Genomic DNA, 18,585 nt, shown 5'->3' with positions numbered 1-18,585 from the left:
ATCTCTTTCGCGATGCTCGGGCTTGTCCCGAGCATCGGCGTCAGCTGCAGCGGATGCTCGGCAAAGGTCGAGGATACGCCGAGTCATCCGCCCCCTAACGACAGACGTCCTCTATCCGCAAGCTTATCCGAGCGTTCGTTGCCGGCAATGCCGGAATGTCCCTTGCACCAGGCGATAGTCACCAACTGATTCTGGGATAGCTGAAGATCGACTGCTTTCCAGAGTTCAGCATTGGCGATCATTCGGCTTCGAGCCTTCCCGTTCGGATTGCTTTTCTTCCAGCCATTGTTCTTCCAGATGTGTCGCCTGATGTTGCAGCCTGTGACGGCGTAGACCGAATCCGACCAGATGGTCGCGGCTTCGCCCGCCTCGCTGTTGATCCATATCGCTGCCTTCAGGACGGCGGTCAATTCCATCGAATTATTGGCGGAATCGCCGACGCCACCGAAGCCGGAGGTAATTTCCACGACATCGCGATAAGCAACAAAAGCCCAGCCCCCGTGCCCGGAAACCGGGTCATAACAACCGTCCACGAAGACATGGAGACCGTGTTGGGCTGCCGGCATGCCGAATGTCGTCGCAGGAAGGTGAAGTTCGTTGGAAATGCTTGTCATTCTCCGCCCTTGTCGCCTTCGCTCGCCGCCGCGCCGGCCAGGGCGATCCGCGCCAGCCGCTTCTTGCTATTCAATCATCACCAGCCTTTGCTCTCGGCCCAAAGCAGCCATTGCTCTGGGCCGAAGACTTAATTGTCTGGAAGCGGCGACTGCGAAATCAGTTCTTCACAGATCCCTTGGGAGGCTCGGCCAGGTTGATCCGGTTGCCCTCCGCATCAAATATCTGAGCCACGACCCCAAAGTCACCTTCCACTTTGTTGACGAGTTGCAAGCCCAGGCGCGAAAGCCTTTCGCACTCGGCCTCGAGCGCGCGGACGACGATCGTTATCATCCCGTTGCCGGCGCGTTCGTCATCCTTCCAGACCTGCAGGCCGGCCCCGCCCATTTTACGCCACTGAGCCATGCCCGGTATCGGTTTGTCATCTGCGGGGCGTCCCATGAGCTTTTCATACCAGACGAGTGCCTCTTCAAAGTTGGAAACTGTGGCGGAAGCAAAGATGCTCTGTACGGTTATTGAAGTGTTGGTCATGTCGTACTCCTTGGTTGGACAGACGGATGTCGTGCAGGAGTTCTTGATTTCGACAGGCGCCGTGAGAAAACTTCGCGGTCAACACAAAACTTTTGAGCGCTGTTCTTCAAGGTGGCGTCGTTCTGCCTCCGACCAACACAATCCGATGGCGACCGTGAAAGCCTCTGCCGCTTCAACATGGTTCTCTAGATCGGCGCAAATCCGCGCGCAGGCCGCCCAATAGGGCAGGTAGTCGGCCATCCTCGGATCGCCGGCAAGCGCATATATGTCGCCAAATGCCGCATCTGCCTGGCCTATCCGCATGAGCGCCACGGACCGATTGAGTGTCACGACCGGCGACGGAGCAATCTTGCCCAGCACATCATAGAGGGAAACCACAGCTTGCCAGTTTGAGATGCCGCTCAAACGGCGCGCGACATGAGCGGATTGAATGGCCGCCTCGATCTGGTAGCGGCCAGTCGGCCCGTTTGCGTTTGCCTCTCGCAAGAGACCTTCTGCGATGCGCAATTGCTCATGATCCCAAAGTCCGACATCCTGGCTGTCCAGCGGCACGAATGCACCATCAGGGGCCCTGCGGGATGATCTCCGCGCCTCCGCATAAAGCATCAGGGCGAGAAGACCCTTCGGCTCCGGCTCTTGCGGAAGCAGGGATACGACCACGCGTGCAAGCCAGATTGCCTCTTGTCCAAGCGTTTCCGCCCCGTCAATGTCCATCCACCCATTCGTATAGGCGGCGTAGATGGCAGCAAGGACCGGCGGCAAGCGGTTCGACAGTTCCTCTTTTTCCGGCACGAGGAACGGAATTTTCTCATCCTTGATCCTCGCCTTGGCTCTCACAAGCCTCTGCCCCATGGCCTTCGGAGAGACAAGGAACCGCGCGGCGATATCTGCTGCGGTCAGGCCCAGCACGGTCTGAAGGATGAGCGGCGTTCGCACCGAGACATTGATGTCGGGATGTGCGCAGGCAAACATGAGCGCCAGTCGCCGGTCCGCGATTTCTTCAGCCCGATCCGCCGCCGCCGACAGTTCCTCGGTGATGAGAGCGAGATGATCGGCGCTCCTCCCCCTGACTTTGTCCTTGCGCCAGTCGTCGAGCCTGCGCCTGCGCGCGATGGTCAACAGCCAGGCATCGGGGTTGTCAGGCACGCCATCGACAGGCCATTTCTCGAGAGCCGCGAGGAAAGCCGCCGCGAGCGCATCCTCGGCAGACGCGAGGTCACCCAAGCGCCCGCCGAGATAAGCAACGAGGCGGCCATAGCTCTCGCGCGCCACCCGCTCTGCAACGGATCGGGCAAGGGCGGAACCCGAATCCGTCATCCTGCATATTCCGACGCATCCCTGATACGGCGAACCTCGACCGTCCCCCAGGTCGCGGCAGGACAGCGTGCCGCCCATTTGTTGGCTTCGTCTATACCGGCGACGTCAATGATAAAGTAACCGCCGAACTGTTCGCGAACATCGGCATAAGGGCCGTCCAGAACACTGACCTCATTTCCTTGAACGCGAACGATACTCGCCTCGGAGGAACTGACGAGCGCAGAGCTGGAGACGAATGCTGCCGCTTTCTCAAGCGCTTGTTGATAGGCATACATCTGGCCGAGGAAGCGTGCCATGTCCTCGGGTGCTACGGCCTTCCCGGCAGCTTCGTCGGCGTGCAACATGAGCATGTAGCGCATTGTGTACTATCCCAGTGAAAGCCAATTTCCCGCAGGAGCGAGCGGAGAGAATAACAATTCGGATGAAGAAGGGAACTGCCATTGACGGTTGCTGTGTCCGCTTCCAGCGCAAAGCTACCCCGGACCTTCCCCAAAGGAAGATTGCCGCATCTGCTGGATAAAATCGCGAAAATGCGCTAGGAATTTATCCCAGCTTCTTAAGAGAAACACGCTAAGAGGAAACGGGCGGCGAATGGACGTCGCCTTTGACCGATTGATTATTTCTCATACCGGGACGACGCCGTGAAACGCCGAAACCTGTCTCTCGCGCTCCTTCTTGCGCTGGCAGCACCAGCTGCCGCGCAGACCAGCGCTATCTGCAACGATCTGCGAGGCCGTCTTGCCGATTTGCCGCGATCGATCGGCAACAACAACGGGCCGGAAGCGCGCCAATATGCCAACGCCATGGCCGAGCAGAACCTCGAACTGCGCAAGGTCCGCAACGATCTGCGCAGTTTCGGCTGCACCTCGGGCAGCATGGTTGTGATCGGCGGAGAGAATGCCGATTATTGCGCCGAGCTCTCGCAAGCCGAAGCCCGGATGATCGACAACATCCGCTATCTCCAGGATCGCCGTAACGAGCTGCGCAACCAGACCGATGGCGGTGACGACGCGCGCCGCGAGCTGACCGCCGCCCTCGAGCGCAACGGCTGCAACAGCGACAATTTCTATGCCCCGTCCGAGCGCAGCGCCAACGATCCCGCCCCGAGCGTCGAGGAACAGGCGATGCGCACCGATACCTTCATTCCGCTCGGCGGCGGTGAAGAGGTCGACCCGCGTTACGGCCTGCCTCGGGCCGAGATGCTCTCGCCGGTCAGCACCATGTGCGTGCGCAGCTGCGACGGCGGCTTCTTCCCGATCAGCTCGAACGCCACGTCGGTCGATTTCGGCCGCGACGCCCAGACTTGTGCCAAGATGTGCCCGGGCATCGAGACCGAATTGTTCTATCGCGACGTGACGAGCACCGAAGCCTCGAACATGATCTCGGTCGCAACGGGCACGCCCTACAGCGCCATGAAGAACGCCTTTGCCTACAAGAACCGCACGCCCGGAGAAAAGTCCTCCTGCGCCTGCAATCTCAACGCCTATTACGAGGAGATGCGCGGTAAGCAGGCGATGAGCGAACCGCCGCAGCAGGGCTCGATCACCACCATCCGCACCACCCCTCCGGCGAAGGATGCCGCAGCCGCCGCGCCGCAACCATCCGTTCCCGAGCGCCCCTATGATCCGACGCAGAACCGCGTCCGTCAGGTCGGTCCGCAGTTTCTGGCCGGCGATCAGGGCTCGATCGACCTCGCCAACCCCGCCGCCCCCGGGCCTCAGCCGCAACAGCAGCAGTGATTCCGCACTTGGAACGGCGATGTCGCGCGAACGTGCGGCGGGATGTGAATGCGGACAGCTTTAGCATCGTCAGTAGGTCGTACGACCGCCGCTCAGGTCGAATGTCGATGCGGTCGTGAAGGAGTTCTCTTCCGAGAGCAGCCAGACGACCATCGACGCGATCTCATGAAGTTCAACAAAACGGTCGCGCGGAATGCGGACGCGCATATATTCGATAAATTCGGGTGTCAGCCCGTCCAATATAGCTGTCTTTGCTGTGGTCGGCGTGACCGCGTTCACGGCGACCCCTGTCTTTGCGAGTTCCTTGCCAAGAGACTTGGTGAAGCCCAGCACACCAGCTTTTGCTGCGCTATAGGCGGCGATGTTCGGATTTCCTTCCTTGCCCGCAACCGACGAGATGTTCACGATCCGCCCGTAGTCGCGCTTTAACATGACCGGAACGATGTGCCGGCAACAATTGAAGGTTCCCGTGAGGCAGACATCGACGACGTCTTTCCACTCGCTGACATCGTATTCGATCGCGGGCTTTACCGGACCGGTAATCCCGGCGGAATTGACGAGCCCGTCGATACGGCCAAAAATCTCTTCGGTCGTCGCCGCCGCGTTTTTTACTGATACGGGATCTGCGACGTTGACGCCGAAAGCGACCGTGCCAGATCCGAGAGCGAAAGCGCTGTCCTTCGCCATGTTTTCGTTGAGGTCCCAGATGGCCACCTTGCCACCAGACTGGATGACGCGCTCTGCGATAGCATAGCCGATGCCGCGCGCACCGCCTGTGATCACGATGATCCGCTCCTTCAAGTCGATCATGTTCATTGGGCCGTTATCCTCCGATTGAGCCGCCGATAGCCGAATATCTAATTCCGGGATTTCGCCTTCAGCGTATCGATATGAAGGTCAGGAATAAAGATATCTCGGCCTCGCACGGCGTCGGCGATACCGGCATCGAAAGATCGCGACGCGCTTTAGGTGTACAGTCCCCATCCATCATGGAAGACGAGTTCGTCAAGCGGCAGCCGCTGCCGCCAGCCTTTGACGGAGAGTTCAGGCTCGTCATAGAGCCGATCGACGAAACCGGCACAGAGCCAGGCCACCACTTCGATATGCTGGGGTATGCCGAGAATGCTCTTCAGATCGCCTTCGCGAAAAATGCTGACCCAGCCGATGCCAACCCCTTCCGCCCGCGCCGCAAGCCAGAGATTCTGGATGGCGCAGACTGTGGAATAGCTATCCATCTTGGGATTGTGCGTGCGCCCCAGCACTACGCTGCCGCTGCGGGTAGGATCGCAGGTCACGCATATGCCGAGCGGCGCCTCCACAATGCCTTCGAGCTTGAGGGCGCGGTAAGCCTGCTGCCGCTCGCCGGCAAACATCAGCGCCGCCTCGTCGTTGGCGCTCGCAAAGGCGTCCCGGACACGCGCCCGCACAGCGGCACTTTTCACCAGAATGAAATTCCACGGCTGCATGAAGCCGACGGAGGGCGCGTGATGGGCGGCCATCAGCAGCCGCTGCACAACGCCATCCGGCAAGGGGTCGGCTCGAAACTGGCCGCGAACGTCGCGCCGCGTCATGATCGCGTGATAGACGGCCTCGCGTTCGGCCAAGGAAAAACCGGACGCCGCCGAAAGGGCATCCTCATCAAAGGGTCGCATCGTCAAATCCCAAACAACGCGACCGCCCCGCCGTCCGCGCGGATCGGTCCATCTTGCCAGGCCGGTCTTCTGACTCGGCGTCATCCGTCTACCGCAGCCTTCCCGGCAAAAAGCCAGTGGCATGATGATGCGGAAAGCGTCGGCCTTACAGCGTTGGGCACGTTCCGGCCTTGCACCGGATTCCCGATTCTCCCGCCTTACCGGCGGGCACCTGACGGCGCATCTATTTCAGGAAAGTGCTGCGGCGGCAAGCCGCGAGCCGACAGGCGGTTGAGAGGACGGCGCGGCATCCTCCACGATTCCATCCTTGCCCCGTAGGAGCCTCGAAGGACACGCCGCAGCGCCGCTTCTTTCGTCATTCATCATTTCGCGTCCGCGCCGGTGCACCCGCCTCGCCCTTCGAGGCTCCGGCCTTTGGCTGCGCACCTCAGGAGGAGGCTCTCTTGGGCATTGGTGCATGTGGCTAACATGACAGCGCTGCTGCTGTCTGGTCTTAAGGGAACAAGCCCACCCGCGTCGGTTTGAAGCGGCGTGGCAAAGCCCTTCATCGATAGTTTCTATGGCCTTGTCCCCGCCGAAGGCGTATGGACTGAGCCAGTCCATCGCAGCATCCCGGTTGCCCGTGCCCCGCCTCACACCCATGATCCTTGCGGTCGCCCTGTTCATGGAACAGATGGATTCGACCGTGATCGCCACCAGCCTGCCGGCAATCGCCGCCGATATCGGCACCTCGCCGATCGCGCTGAAGCTCGCCGTCACCAGTTATCTCGTGGCGCTGGCGATCTTCATCCCGATTAGCGGCTGGATGTCCGATCGCTTCGGTGCGCGCAACATCTTTCGCATGGCGATCTTCGTTTTCATGATCGGTTCGATCGCTTGCGCCTTTTCCAACTCGATCACGGCCTTCGTCATCTCGCGCCTGATCCAGGGCGCCGGCGGCTCGATGATGACACCGGTCAGCCGCCTGCTGCTGGTTCGGGGAACGCCACGCCACGAACTCGTCGATGCCATGGCCTGGCTCACCATTCCCGCTTTGATCGGCCCGATCATGGGTCCGCCGATCGGCGGTTTCCTCACCACCTATCTCACCTGGCACTGGATTTTCTGGATCAACGTCCCGATCGGCGTGCTCGGCATCATCCTCGTCACGCGTTTCCTGCCGGCCGTCGAGCCACGCAGTCCGCGACCGATGGACTTTCCGGGCTTCTTGCTGTGCGGCCTCGGCTTCTCCGGCTTCGTCTTCGGCCTGTCGGTGATCAGCCTGCCAGCCGTGCCCGTCATCTATGGTTATGCCACGGTTACGATCGGCATCCTTGCCGGCCTCTTCTACCTCCTGCATGCCCGCCGCGTGCCCTATCCGCTTCTCGATCCGAAGATGTTCCGTTACCCGATGTTCCGGGCAGCGATCCTCGGTGCCTCGAATTTCCGCATGGGGCTTGGCGCCCTGCCGTTCCTGATGCCATTGATGCTGCAGCTCGGCTTCGGCCTGACGCCGCTGCAATCGGGCTCGGTCACCTTCGTCAGCGCGCTCGGCTCCATGGGCTCGAAATTCGCCGCCTCGCGCACCTTCAATGCCTTCGGCTTCCGCACGGTGATCTCGCTCACCACCTTGCTGGCAGCAATCTTCCTCGGCATCAACGGCCTTTTCACCGCCGAAACGCCACTGTTCCTGATCATGGCCTGCCTGCTGATCGGCGGCCTGTTTCGCTCCATGGCTTTCTCGGGCGTCAACGCCATGGCCTTCGGCGATGTCGACAATGCCGACAGCAGTCAGGCGACCGCGATCAATGCCGTTGCCCAGCGCATCTCCATGGCGATGGGTGTGGCGATCGCCGGCGGCATTCTTGAAATTTCCAGCAGCTTCCATGGTGGCAGGCTGCTGGTCTCGGACTTCCACATTGCCTTCTTCAGCGTCTCGGCGATTTCGGCGCTGGCCTGCATAACCTTCCTGCGCTTGCCGCATGATGCCGGCGCGGAACTGACGGCGCGCGGCCGCAAGCGCCGGCATGCCGAGCCCGAAGAGGCCGTGGCGGAAAATAGCTGATCTCCCTGGCGCGTTGGAAGCACTACTCCCACAACGGTGCGCAACGCTCGGCGCCGGCGGGACCAAGGGCGAATGGCACGCGTGTGCTCAACATCCCATTCTACTTTATGATTTATTCACATATCAAATACACACTGCGTTTGCGCGTTTTGGGTGGCAATCCGGACATGGGCATGAGGGCTCGTGATGTGACCGTCAGCGCGGATGCCCGTATTGAGACGCCGGTCGGGCATGTCCGACTGAGCCGCAATTCTAGGCCGCCGCGGAATGTTCCAATTTTTGAAAACTATGCCTCTGACAGCCAAGCTGGCGGCGATTATCGTTGCCGTCAACCTCTGCGGCATTTCCGCTTTCGCCACCTATACGTGGATGTACGAAACCCGGGCATTGATCGATGGCGCCAAGGCCAACTGGTCCAAGGATGCGGAGCAGTTTGCCTCGCTGGCCGCCGGCGGCGTCAAGTGGGGCAAGGCGAATGCGGTCCGTGAAGCTTATTCGCTCTACCGCGACGACCCTTCGCTCGATCTTGTGCAGTTTGCCGCATTCAACGCGGAACCTGCCGCCGTCGACACATGGACACGCGATGGTATCAACGGTTTGCCCGCACCGGCCGATCTGGCGAAGAGCCTCAGTGCCAAGCCGGAGAAAACGACGATCGACGATAGTGGAATAGCCGCCGGCGTGGTCACGATCATCGCGCCGCTCCCGCTGGATAAATCAGGCAAGGCGACCGGCTACATCGTCACGAACTGGTCCGTCGAAAAAATCGCTGCTGAAGTCAGGCAGAAGGTTCTCGTATCGCTGCTCACGCAGTCCGTGATCACCGCCTTGGCCGTCATCGCCTTCCTTCTTGCCATGCGCAGCCTCGTTGGCCGGCCGATCCGGATCATCAGCGAACGGATCAGCGCCTTGCAGAAAGGCGACCTGGCCTCTCCCGTCACCTACAAGGAAAATGGCGACGAGATCGGCTTTCTGGCGCGTGCCTTGGAAGTTTTCCGCCACGAGGCTATTGCGAAGGTCGAGCGAGAGCAAGCCGCTGCCGAGCAGAGCGCTTCGCTCGATGCCGAACGGGCGCGCAATGCATTGTTCACGGAAGAAGCCAGTAACACGCAGCGGCTGGTCATGACCGCTCTCGCAAATGCATTGGAAAAGCTCGCAGCAGGCGACTTTTCCGTACACCTGGCCGATCTCGGTCCGGAGTTCGATAAGTTACGGCAGGATTTCAACAACATGGTCGAGGCCGTCGCAGCCGCCCTGACGGAGATCAAGGCCGCCTCCGTGGCGGTTGAAGGCGGCTCGAGCGAGCTGGCCTCCTCCGCAGATCAACTCGCCAAGCGAACCGAGCAACAGGCGGCATCATTGGAAGAGACCGCTGCCGCACTGGATGAAGTGACCACCACGGTCCGAACATCGTCGCAGCGCGCCGAAAATGCCGGGAAGCTGGTCGAGGAGACAAAGCGGAGCGCTCATGTCTCGGCGACGGTGGTGCGTGATGCCATCGGGGCGATGGACCGGATTCAGACCTCGTCGAGCCAGATCGGCCGCATTATCGGCGTCATCGATGAAATCGCGTTCCAGACAAACCTGCTGGCGCTGAATGCCGGCGTCGAGGCGGCACGTGCCGGTGAGGCCGGCAAGGGTTTTGCGGTTGTCGCGCAGGAGGTGCGTGAACTCGCCCAGCGGTCGGCAAATGCGGCCAAGGAAATCAAGAACCTGATCAATGTGTCCGGCCAAGAGGTTGCCGCAGGCGTCGGGCTAGTGAACGAAACAGGCGACGCCCTGCTGAAGATCGAGGAACAGATCAACCGCATCAGCGACAGTATCGCTTCCATTGTTCAATCCTATCGCGAACAGGCAACGGGTCTGCAGGAAATCAATGGCGCGATCAATCAGATGGATCAGGCGACACAGCAGAACGCGGCAATGGTCGAGGAAACCAACGCGGCCTGCCAGGAACTGCTGCAGCAAGGACGCCTTCTGCAGGACTCGGCCGGCAGGTTCGTCGTCGGCGCGTCCGCAGCCAGCCAGACCAAACCCGTTCAAGTCGCCCGCCAATCTCGTCCCGAACCCAGAGCCTACGTGCAGCGGCATGCAGGAAATGCCGCCGTTGCCGCTGCTCCCGGCGCCTGGGAGGAGTTCTGACCTCATCTTCGTCCGATAAGCCTTAGTTCTCAGCAACCGATAATCAGGAAGGAAACAGTTATGAAGAAACTCGTGCCCGCATTTCTTTTGGCCTGCACCGCAGTTGCCGCGCCCATGGACGTATCCATGGCGCAGGATGCCAAGCTTGCCCCGATCTTCGACTACGTGAAGAGCGACGTAACGCCCTGGTTGAACGACCCCGCCATCATCGAGGCCGTCAAGGCGCAGGACGCTGCCAACGCCAATCTCAGTGCGGCCGATATCGACGCCCTCGACAAGAAGTGGCGCGCCGAAGTCGATGGTTCCGACCATTCGATGATCGACGGCGTGCTCAACAATGCGCTGTCGAAATTCCTTCAGGCAAAGAAGGAGGCCTCCGGCGGCAAGATCACTGAGATCTTCGTCATGGATGCCAAGGGCCTGAATGTCGGCCAAAGCGACGTCACCTCAGACTACTGGCAGGGCGACGAGGGCAAGTTCCAGAAGTCCTTCGGCGCCGGCAAGGATGCCGTCTTCGTCGATGAGATCGAAAAAGATGAATCGACCCAGACGCTCCAGTCGCAGGCAAGCGTGACGATATCAGACGACACGGGAACACCGATCGGTGCCATCACCGTCGGCGTGAACGTCGACGCCCTCTGATCTCAAAGACCCTGAGCACGTCGCACGAGTGAGATCGAGTGCGACGGGCTTCCTGCCCCGGTGGGTGTAGTTCGCGCAAGAGCAGTTGCTGTCCCCAGGAGCGTCCGGTTTAGGCAGAAAAATCTGCGTGACAATGCGCGGGCGTGACGCTAAATCAGCGTCATGTCGAACACGTCAATCAACGCCTCGCGATTTTATTGGTACCGCTGCTCTCAGCGGACGCGGGTCCATGCGTAATTGAATTCGACGCGACGACAACCCGAACAGCCGCTAGTCTACCTGGCGGCTTTTTTGTTCCGCACGGTATGACCAAACAGGAGCCATACCGTGTCTGATGCTATTGATGATCTACGTATCCTCGAGATCACGCCCCTCACCAAACCCGCCGATATCCTCGCAGAAATTCACCGCGATACTGCCGTCACCGAGACAGTGACCAGCAACCGCGATGCGATCCACAAGATTCTCCGTGGCGAAGACGATCGCTTGATTGTCGTGATCGGCCCCTGCTCCATCCACGATCCGGTTGCCGCCCGGGAATATGCCGCGCGGCTCGAGGAACAGCGGCGGCGCTTTGCCGGCGATCTCGAGATCGTCATGCGCGTCTACTTCGAAAAGCCCCGCACGACCGTCGGCTGGAAGGGCCTGATCAACGACCCACACCTCGACGGCAGCTACCGCATCGAGGAAGGGTTGAGGATTGCACGACGCCTGCTGCTCGATATCAATGCAATGGGCCTTCCGGCCGGTGTCGAATTCCTTGACACGATCACCCCGCAATACTTCGCCGACCTCGTCAGCTGGGGCGCGATCGGCGCCCGCACGACGGAAAGCCAGATCCACCGGCAGCTTGCCTCCGGCCTCTCCTGCCCGATCGGCTTCAAAAACGGCACCGACGGCGGTGCGCGCGTGGCCCTCGATGCGATCCTCGCCGCCTCGCAGCCGCATCACTTCCCTGCGGTCACCAAGGACGGCCAGGCGGCCATCGCCTCGACGACGGGCAATGAGGACTGCCACATCATCTTACGCGGCGGCAAACGGCCGAACTATGAGGCGGCTGACGTCGAAGCTGTCACCGCCGAAGCCGTCAAGCTCGGCGTCGCCCCGCGCATCCTCATCGATGCCAGCCATGCCAACAGCGGCAAGGATCCGTTGAACCAGCCGCGCGTCGTCAAATCCGTCGCAGCGCAGATCGCCGCCGGCAACAACGACATCAAGGGCATGATGATCGAAAGCAACCTCGTCGCCGGCCGCCAGGACCTCGTTCCAGGCAAGCCGCTGGTCTACGGCCAGTCGATCACCGATGGCTGTATCGACTGGGATATGTCGGTCGCCGTGCTGGAAGACCTCGCGAAATCGGCACGCGATCGTCGCAAGGCAGCGGCGGCCTAACCCGCCGGAAAGTACCGGACATAGGCGAATTCTTCGCCGTCTGGTGACCAGCAGGGCACGTTGATCGTGCCCTGCCCGCCGAAAAGCTCGAACAGCGTCTTCAGATTGCCGCCGTCCATGTCCATCAGCCGCAGCCGCACGTCGAGATCGCGCGGATGGTCGAACACCGAAGGGTCGTAGGACAGGATCAGCACCTTGTCATTCGAAGGCGACGGATGGGCGAACCAGTTGCCGTAATCGTCCGATGTCACCTGGTGGAGACCCGTGCCATCGGGATGGATGCGCCAGATCTGCATCAGCCCGGTGCGGCTGGAATTGAAATAGATCCACTGTCCGTCGGCGGAATAATCCGGTCCGTCATTGCGGCCCTCGCCATGCGTCAGCCGCGTCTCGGTGCCGCCGTCGACGGAGATCGTGTAGATATCGAAGAGGTCGTCGCGGATGCCGCAATAGGCAAGCTGGCGCCCGTCCGGCGACCAGCCATGCCAGTAGGATGGCAGGTTCTGGGTGATCAGCCGCGGCGTGCCGCCTTCGATCGGCAGGATATAGATCGCCGACTTGCCGAATTCGGTCTTGTCGGAAATGACGATCTCAGTGCCATCGGGCGAAATGCCGTGATCATTGTTGCAGTTGACGGCAAAGCCGGTATCGACCTTGACCACCTCGCCGCCATCGAGCGGCAATCTGTAGAGCAGCCCGTCGCCGTTCAAGAGCAGGGTGGAACCGTCGGGCGAGAAGTTCGGCGCCTCGACCAGCCTGTCCGTCTGCCAGACTTCGCGCGCCCTGCCCGTCCTGACATTGTATATCTCAACCGAGCTGCGCATGTTTCCTCCCGCAAAGCTTGATGCCGTCAGCGATCTCAATTGCGTCAGCGATCCCGGAAACGGTTGGTGATCGGATAGCGCCGGTCGCGGCCGAAATTCTTCTTGGTGATCTTCACGCCGGGCGCCGATTGCCGGCGCTTGTATTCGGCGAGATAGAGCAGGTGCTCGACCCGGTGGACGGTCGCAACATCATGGCCGCGTGCGACGATCTCCTCGACCGCCATCTCCTTTTCCACCAGGCATTCGAGAATATCGTCGAGCACGGGATAGGGCGGCAGTGAATCCTGGTCCTTCTGGTCCGGGCGCAGTTCGGCCGATGGCGCCTTGTCGATGATATTTCGCGGGATCACCTCGCCTGACGGTCCCAACGCCCCCGGCGGCACATTTTCGTTGCGCCAGCGGGAAAGCGCATAGACCTGCATCTTGTAGAGATCCTTGATCGGATTGAAGCCGCCGTTCATGTCGCCGTAAAGCGTGGCATAGCCGACCGACATTTCCGACTTGTTACCCGTCGTCACCACCATCGAGCCGAACTTGTTGGAGATCGCCATCAGGATGACGCCGCGCGCCCGACTCTGCAAGTTCTCTTCGGTGATGCCGCTATCCGTCCCCTCGAAAAGGCTGGAGAGCGCATTGCTGAAGCCCGTCACCGGCTGCTCGATCGGCACGATGTCATAGCGGCAGCCAAGCGCCTTGGCGCAATCGGCCGCATCCTTCAGCGAATCCTCGGAGGTGTAACGGTAAGGCAGCATGACGGTGCGTACCCGCTCCTCGCCAAGTGCGTCGACGGCGATCGCCGCGCAGATCGCCGAGTCGATGCCGCCGGAAAGGCCGAGCACGACGGTCTTGAAGCCGTTCTTGTTGACATAATCGCGAAAGCCGAGCAGGCAGGCGCGGTAATCGGCCTCCTCGCGCTCGGGAATATGCGCCATGGGCCCTTCGGCGCAGTGCCAACCGCTGTCGCCGCGCTTCCATGTCGTCACCGCCAGCGCGGTTTCGAACTGGCTCATCTGGAAGGCGAGCGACTTGTCGGCATTGAAAGCGAAGCTCGCGCCGTCGAAGACCAGCTCGTCCTGGCCGCCGAGCTGGGCGGCATAGATCAGCGGCAGCCCGGTCTCGATCACCTGCTTCAGCACCACCTGATGGCGGATATCGACCTTGCCCCGATAATAGGGCGAACCGTTCGGCGACAGCAGGATTTCAGCCCCGCTTTCGGCCAGCGTCTCACAGACGCCGAGATCGCCCCAGATATCCTCGCAGATCGGAATGCCGATGCGCACGCCACGAAAATTCACCGGCCCCGGCATGGCGCCCTGATCGAAGACACGCTTCTCGTCGAACTCGCCGTAGTTCGGCAGGTCGATCTTGTCGCGCACCGCGATCACCTTGCCGCCGTCGAGCACGGCGACCGAATTGTAGCGCCCGGTCTCGTCCTGCCGGGGAAAGCCGATGATGACGCCCGGTCCGCCATCGGCGGTATCGGCCGCGAGATTCTCGACCGCCTTCCAGCAGGCGCGGATGAAGGCGGGCTTCAGTACAAGGTCCTCCGGCGGATAACCGGAGATGAAAAGCTCGGTCAAGACGAGCAGATGCGCGCCCTCCCGGGCAGCGTCAGCGCGCGCCTCACGCGCTTTGGCGAGATTGGCTGCGACGTCGCCGACAGTTGGATTGAGCTGGCCGATGGCGATGCGGAAGATATCAGAGAGCGCGTTTTCCTGTGTCATGTCATTTATTTAGCCTGCAGCTTCCGCAACGGCAACATGTTCGCTGCGAAAGCACCACCCGGCAGTGACCAAATTTTTATGAAGGGTGCGCCAGAGCGCCGCGGGACTCGATACACATTGCAATTTACAGACGGAGCGGAATACTGCGCCGGAAGCGACAGCATCGGAAACACAGCCATGAATAACTTTTCGAACTTCGTGCACCATCATTTCGACAAGCCAGCCGAAGAGCTCGGCACGATCGAGAAGCGCGTGCTGGCAAAAGCGCACGCGCGCAAGATCATCTCGACCGACGTCAATGCCGCCTTCTCCGCCGAAGCCTCATTCGGCGAGCGTATCGCCGACGGCATCGCCCGCGTCGGTGGCTCCTGGTCCTTCATCATCGCCTTCCTCGCCTTTCTCGTCGTCTGGACTGTGATCAACACCATCATCCTGGCGACCGGCGCTTTCGACCCCTACCCCTTCGTCTTCCTGAACCTGATCCTGTCGATGCTTGCCGCCATCCAGGCGCCGATCATCATGATGTCGCAGAACCGCCAGGCCGAGCGCGACCGCTTCGAGGCCGCCAAGGATTACGAAGTCAATCTCAAGGCCGAGCTCGAAGTGCTCTCGCTGCACCAGAAGATCGACATGAGCGTGCTGACCGAACTGACGGCCCTGCGCGAGGATGTGACCCGCCTCACAGCCGCGCTCGCCGCCAAGGGCTAGTGCATGTCGCCCAAAAGTGTGCCGCGGTGGGATAACGACATGCATCGGATAAAGACTTAAAGGGCGTCGCATGAATCGATGCGACGCCCTTTAAGCCGGATTCACCGCATATTGCGGCAAGCCGTCCGATATCTCGTAGAAATCGCCCTTGTCGGCGCAGTAGATATGATGGCCGAAGGCAAGGCCGCTCGGCGTGTCGAAGGCGCCCGCCATGACCGAAATCTCCGCCGATCCATCGGCCTGCCAGAACAGCGCGGAGCCGCAATTCGAGCAGAATCCGCGTTGCGCCTCTTCGCTCGACCGGTACCAACGGACCGCCTCGGTACCTTCCAACGAAAGAGCCGCGCGGGCGACGTTAACCGCAGCGTAATAAAGCCCCGTCTGCCGGCGGCATTGCGAGCAATGGCAGCCGACGACGGGTCCGGGCTTTGCCGCACTTGAAAATCTTACAGCGCCGCAAAGGCAGCCGCCTGTATGTCGCTCGGTCATGGTCGCTCCCCTGTTCCCCGGGCAAGGTTGCAGCCGATCGCCCCGTCGTCAAATCCATTTCCCTGAACGAGTCATCAGGAATCCTGAAGGCGCAGGCCCGTGCGTATCACAGCGAGACACAGGCTCAGTAGGGGACTGGTGAGGTTCCTTTTGCGTGCACCTCCACTGCGAATACCCGTTGAAAACCTATAGTTGCAACAAAAGAGGAAACCCACAGGAAATTTTGCTTTTTCGGCCAAAATATGAATTTGATAACATTCTAATGCATCCAATACGTTTATTAGATAATGCAAAATTAATACTTTACGATCTAGGGTCACAACCGTTGATCGATATCAAGACCGGTCGGCATGAGAGGTGAAAGATGAAAATTCTCCAACGTCTCCCTTCGAACGAACGCGGCGCCGCAGCAATCGAATTCGCCATCGTCGCGCCGCTCTTCCTCCTGGTGGTCCTGACGATGATCGCCTACGGCATCTATCTGAGCGCTTCCCACGCGGTACAACAGCTGACCGCCGATGCCGCGCGCACCGCCGTTGCTGGCATGACCAGCCAGGAACGATCGCAGCTGGTCAATGATTTTATCAGTCAGTCGACCATCGACCATCCGCTGCTCGATAAGAGTAAATTGTACGTCACCGTTACTACCGACCCCGGCAATGCCAACCAGTTCACCGTGACGGCGGAGTACGACGCCAACAACCTGCCGATCTGGAACCTCTACACTTTTCCTCTGCCCGACCACATGATCCGACGCTTCGCTACCATCCGGATGGGAGGGCTTTGAGATGCGTACCTTCAAGGCCCGCCTGCGGTACCTCGCCACCAATGCGTCAGGCAACATCGCCATCATGGCAGCGCTCTCAGCTCCCCTCATCCTCTATTCGCTCGGTCTCGGCGTTGACTACGGCATGATGACGCTGCAGCAGCGGCGCCTGCAGCAGCTGAGCGATATCGGCGCCATCGTCGCCGCCGCTGACATCAACCACGCCGCCGATAACCTCGTCGCCAATTTCGACCAGAACGGCCTCAACATCGCCGTCCGCACCGACACGGCGTATGCGACGAAGAAGGGCTCGCTGCCGCTGACAGCGGACGTCACGCAATTCGACGCCGTCGCCGACTTCACGCCCGGCACCTATCTCGCCGATGTCTCGGTGCCGCTCGGCAGCCGCTTTGCCGCTGGCGCCCAACCCTACGACGCCGTCAAGGTCGGCATCACCCAGAAGGCGGAGCTGATATTCGCCACTGCCTTTGCCACCGCTCCCAACCTCAGGGCAATCGGCACAGCCTCGGCCTCGAAGCTTGCCGCCTTCTCGATCGGCTCACGGCTGGCAAGCCTCAATGACGGCGTGCTGAACACGCTGCTCGGCAGCCTGCTCGGCACGAGCATCTCGCTGAAGGTGGCCGACTACGAGGCGCTAACATCAGCCGATATCAAGCTGCTCCCCTTCCTCGACATGCTGGCGACCGATCTCAACCTCACCGCCGGCACCTATGACGACCTGCTGGCAACCGACATCTCCTATCCCAGGCTCTTGAAGACGCTCGGCAAGACCGGTGGACTAACGCCCACCGTCACCAATGCGCTCAACACGATCGAAAAGGCGCTCGGCACGACGCAGGTCAAGATCAAGCTCGAGGATCTCTTCGACCTCGGCCCGACCGGCGAACGCGTCATTGGCAGCGGCTCCCAGCTTTCAGCCGAGGCGAGCGTCATGGATATCGTTTCGGCGGCAGCCGTTGCGGCCAACCAGAAGAAGCAGGTCGCCGCCAATCTCAACGGCTCCGTGCCCGGGCTTGCCACGGTCAAACTGACGCTTGCCATCGGAGAGATGCCGAAGGGGGCAGCTTCGAACGGGATCGGCGCCGTTGGCGCCACCGTCCGCACCGCGCAGGTGCGCCTGGCGCTCGAAGTGTCGGTGCTCGGCGCCAATTCCCTCGCCGGGCTGAAGGTACGCGTGCCCCTCTACCTCGAGGTCGCCCATGCCGAGGCCAGGCTCGCGGCCATCACCTGTCTCGGCGGCAGCGCCAAAAACGCGGGCGTTGGCGTCGACGTGGTACCCGGCGTCGCCGAACTGTCGCTCGGCGACGTCGATCCCAAAGCCTTCGTCAACTTCGACAGCCCGCCGCGCGTCACCCGCGCCACGCTGATCGATGCGTTGCTACTCAGCGTCTCCGGCATGGCTCATGTCAACCTGAGCAACCTCAGCAAAAGCAAGCTGACCTTCCAGCCGACCGACATCGCCGCCAAGACGATCAAGAACGTCTCGACCAAAGATACGCTGACTTCGGCCTTGCAGTCGCTGATGAAGGAAACCGAGCTTCAGGTGAGCGTGCTCGGACTCGGCGTCGGCCTGTCGAAAACAGTGGTGCAGGGTGCCGTCGCCGATACGCTCTCGGGCCTGACCAAGCCACTCGACGAACTGCTCTTCAACCTCCTGACCCTGCTCGGTATCAAGATCGGCGAGGCCGACGTGCGCGTCACTGACGTACGCTGCCAGCAATCGGTGCTGGTGCAATAAGACCCCTTCCATCGCCCGAGCCTTGTCCGAAATTGCAGCTGGAATCTGTTGCCGGTCGACAACACCCGCCAACCTCGTCCCATCGCTGCATTGAATCGGCGGCAGTTGTCGGCGATACTTACAGCACCGCACGTCTTTTCAGACGCGCAAAGGACGCTGTAACACCTAGAATTTCTCAATCAACCTCAGGAGACTGACATGAGAGCGACCCTGTCCGAACAGAAAGGAAACATCCCCGACAAGG

The 18,585-nt window shown here is 60.8% G+C and carries 17 protein-coding genes and 1 riboswitch; of the genes, 8 read left to right on the top strand and 9 right to left on the bottom strand.

All coding sequences use genetic code 11. From position 1 onward, the window contains the following. Positions 1 to 83: 83 nt before the first annotated feature. From G9X64_RS26905 to G9X64_RS26890, 4 genes are all read right to left on the bottom strand, one after another. Entirely contained in the window at positions 84 to 614 is a 531-nt protein-coding gene (locus tag G9X64_RS26905) for a ribonuclease H family protein (RefSeq protein ID WP_171377706.1), read from the bottom strand. A gap of 157 nt (positions 615 to 771) precedes the next feature. Beyond that, positions 772 to 1,143 (bottom strand): VOC family protein, encoded by a 372-nt coding sequence (locus G9X64_RS26900; RefSeq protein ID WP_171377705.1) that lies wholly within the window; start codon positions 1,141 to 1,143, stop codon positions 772 to 774. 78 nt (positions 1,144 to 1,221) lie between these two features. Then, positions 1,222 to 2,460 (bottom strand): RNA polymerase sigma factor, encoded by a 1,239-nt coding sequence (locus G9X64_RS26895; RefSeq protein WP_171377704.1) that lies wholly within the window; start codon positions 2,458 to 2,460, stop codon positions 1,222 to 1,224. Next, a complete protein-coding gene (locus tag G9X64_RS26890; RefSeq protein WP_168311187.1) occupies positions 2,457 to 2,819 on the bottom strand; it encodes a YciI family protein in 363 nt (120 codons plus the stop codon). The genes G9X64_RS26895 and G9X64_RS26890 overlap by 4 nt, the downstream gene beginning before the upstream one ends. 282 nt (positions 2,820 to 3,101) lie before the next feature. Between G9X64_RS26890 and G9X64_RS26885 the strand changes: the two genes are divergently transcribed. Continuing rightward, entirely contained in the window at positions 3,102 to 4,199 is a 1,098-nt protein-coding gene (locus G9X64_RS26885) for a DUF2865 domain-containing protein (protein ID WP_168313676.1), read from the top strand. 69 nt (positions 4,200 to 4,268) lie between these two features. Here G9X64_RS26885 and G9X64_RS26880 read toward each other — a convergent pair whose 3' ends face one another. Together G9X64_RS26880 and bluB are read right to left on the bottom strand one after the other, a co-directional pair. After that, positions 4,269 to 5,015: an SDR family NAD(P)-dependent oxidoreductase gene (locus tag G9X64_RS26880; RefSeq protein ID WP_171377703.1), complete on the bottom strand. Its 747-nt coding sequence runs from the start codon at positions 5,013 to 5,015 to the stop codon at positions 4,269 to 4,271. Positions 5,016 to 5,164: 149 nt separating this feature from the next. Continuing rightward, on the bottom strand, positions 5,165 to 5,851 hold the full coding sequence (bluB, locus tag G9X64_RS26875) for a 5,6-dimethylbenzimidazole synthase (protein ID WP_171377702.1): 687 nt from the start codon (positions 5,849 to 5,851) through the stop codon (positions 5,165 to 5,167). Positions 5,852 to 5,893: 42 nt separating this feature from the next. Beyond that, positions 5,894 to 6,081: riboswitch (cobalamin riboswitch) on the bottom strand. A 410-nt stretch (positions 6,082 to 6,491) separates the two neighbouring features. Between bluB and G9X64_RS26870 the strand changes: the two genes are divergently transcribed. The 4 genes from G9X64_RS26870 (at position 6,492) to G9X64_RS26855 (ending at position 12,071) form a co-directional block, all read left to right on the top strand. After that, complete coding sequence (locus G9X64_RS26870; protein ID WP_171377701.1) at positions 6,492 to 7,895, top strand: MFS transporter; 1,404 nt, start codon at positions 6,492 to 6,494, stop codon at positions 7,893 to 7,895. A gap of 267 nt (positions 7,896 to 8,162) precedes the next feature. After that, positions 8,163 to 10,037, top strand: a complete 1,875-nt coding sequence (locus G9X64_RS26865; RefSeq protein WP_168311183.1) for a methyl-accepting chemotaxis protein — start codon at positions 8,163 to 8,165, stop codon at positions 10,035 to 10,037. Between the two features lie 60 nt (positions 10,038 to 10,097). Next, complete coding sequence (locus tag G9X64_RS26860) at positions 10,098 to 10,679, top strand: hypothetical protein (RefSeq protein ID WP_171377700.1); 582 nt, start codon at positions 10,098 to 10,100, stop codon at positions 10,677 to 10,679. A gap of 327 nt (positions 10,680 to 11,006) precedes the next feature. Continuing rightward, positions 11,007 to 12,071: a 3-deoxy-7-phosphoheptulonate synthase gene (locus tag G9X64_RS26855; RefSeq protein ID WP_171377699.1), complete on the top strand. Its 1,065-nt coding sequence runs from the start codon at positions 11,007 to 11,009 to the stop codon at positions 12,069 to 12,071. Here the strand turns inward: G9X64_RS26855 and G9X64_RS26850 are convergent. Both G9X64_RS26850 and G9X64_RS26845 read right to left on the bottom strand, forming a co-directional pair. Next, complete coding sequence (locus G9X64_RS26850) at positions 12,068 to 12,895, bottom strand: TolB family protein (RefSeq protein ID WP_168311180.1); 828 nt, start codon at positions 12,893 to 12,895, stop codon at positions 12,068 to 12,070. The two genes, G9X64_RS26855 and G9X64_RS26850, sit on opposite strands and share 4 nt — an antisense overlap. Before the next feature lie 44 nt (positions 12,896 to 12,939). Next, positions 12,940 to 14,619, bottom strand: a complete 1,680-nt coding sequence (locus G9X64_RS26845; RefSeq protein WP_168311179.1) for an NAD+ synthase — start codon at positions 14,617 to 14,619, stop codon at positions 12,940 to 12,942. Positions 14,620 to 14,796: 177 nt separating this feature from the next. Between G9X64_RS26845 and G9X64_RS26840 the strand changes: the two genes are divergently transcribed. After that, on the top strand, positions 14,797 to 15,327 hold the full coding sequence (locus G9X64_RS26840; RefSeq protein WP_171377698.1) for a DUF1003 domain-containing protein: 531 nt from the start codon (positions 14,797 to 14,799) through the stop codon (positions 15,325 to 15,327). A 90-nt stretch (positions 15,328 to 15,417) separates the two neighbouring features. On the opposite strand, the gene G9X64_RS26835 is transcribed toward G9X64_RS26840, so the two are convergent. Then, a complete protein-coding gene (locus tag G9X64_RS26835) occupies positions 15,418 to 15,816 on the bottom strand; it encodes a GFA family protein (protein ID WP_168310815.1) in 399 nt (132 codons plus the stop codon). Positions 15,817 to 16,180: 364 nt separating this feature from the next. Between G9X64_RS26835 and G9X64_RS26830 the strand changes: the two genes are divergently transcribed. Together G9X64_RS26830 and G9X64_RS26825 are read left to right on the top strand one after the other, a co-directional pair. Next, positions 16,181 to 16,603, top strand: coding sequence for a TadE/TadG family type IV pilus assembly protein (locus G9X64_RS26830; RefSeq protein WP_168313681.1), 423 nt, complete (start codon positions 16,181 to 16,183; stop codon positions 16,601 to 16,603). 1 nt (position 16,604) lies between these two features. Continuing rightward, entirely contained in the window at positions 16,605 to 18,341 is a 1,737-nt protein-coding gene (locus tag G9X64_RS26825) for a pilus assembly protein TadG-related protein (protein ID WP_171377697.1), read from the top strand. Positions 18,342 to 18,585: the final 244 nt, after the last annotated feature.

The sequence above is a fragment of the Rhizobium sophorae genome, from assembly GCF_013087515.1.
Classification (GTDB): domain Bacteria; phylum Pseudomonadota; class Alphaproteobacteria; order Rhizobiales; family Rhizobiaceae; genus Rhizobium; species Rhizobium sophorae.
The sequence above is the reverse complement of the archived record's forward strand: the minus strand, read 5'-3'. Positions and strand labels throughout refer to the sequence as shown.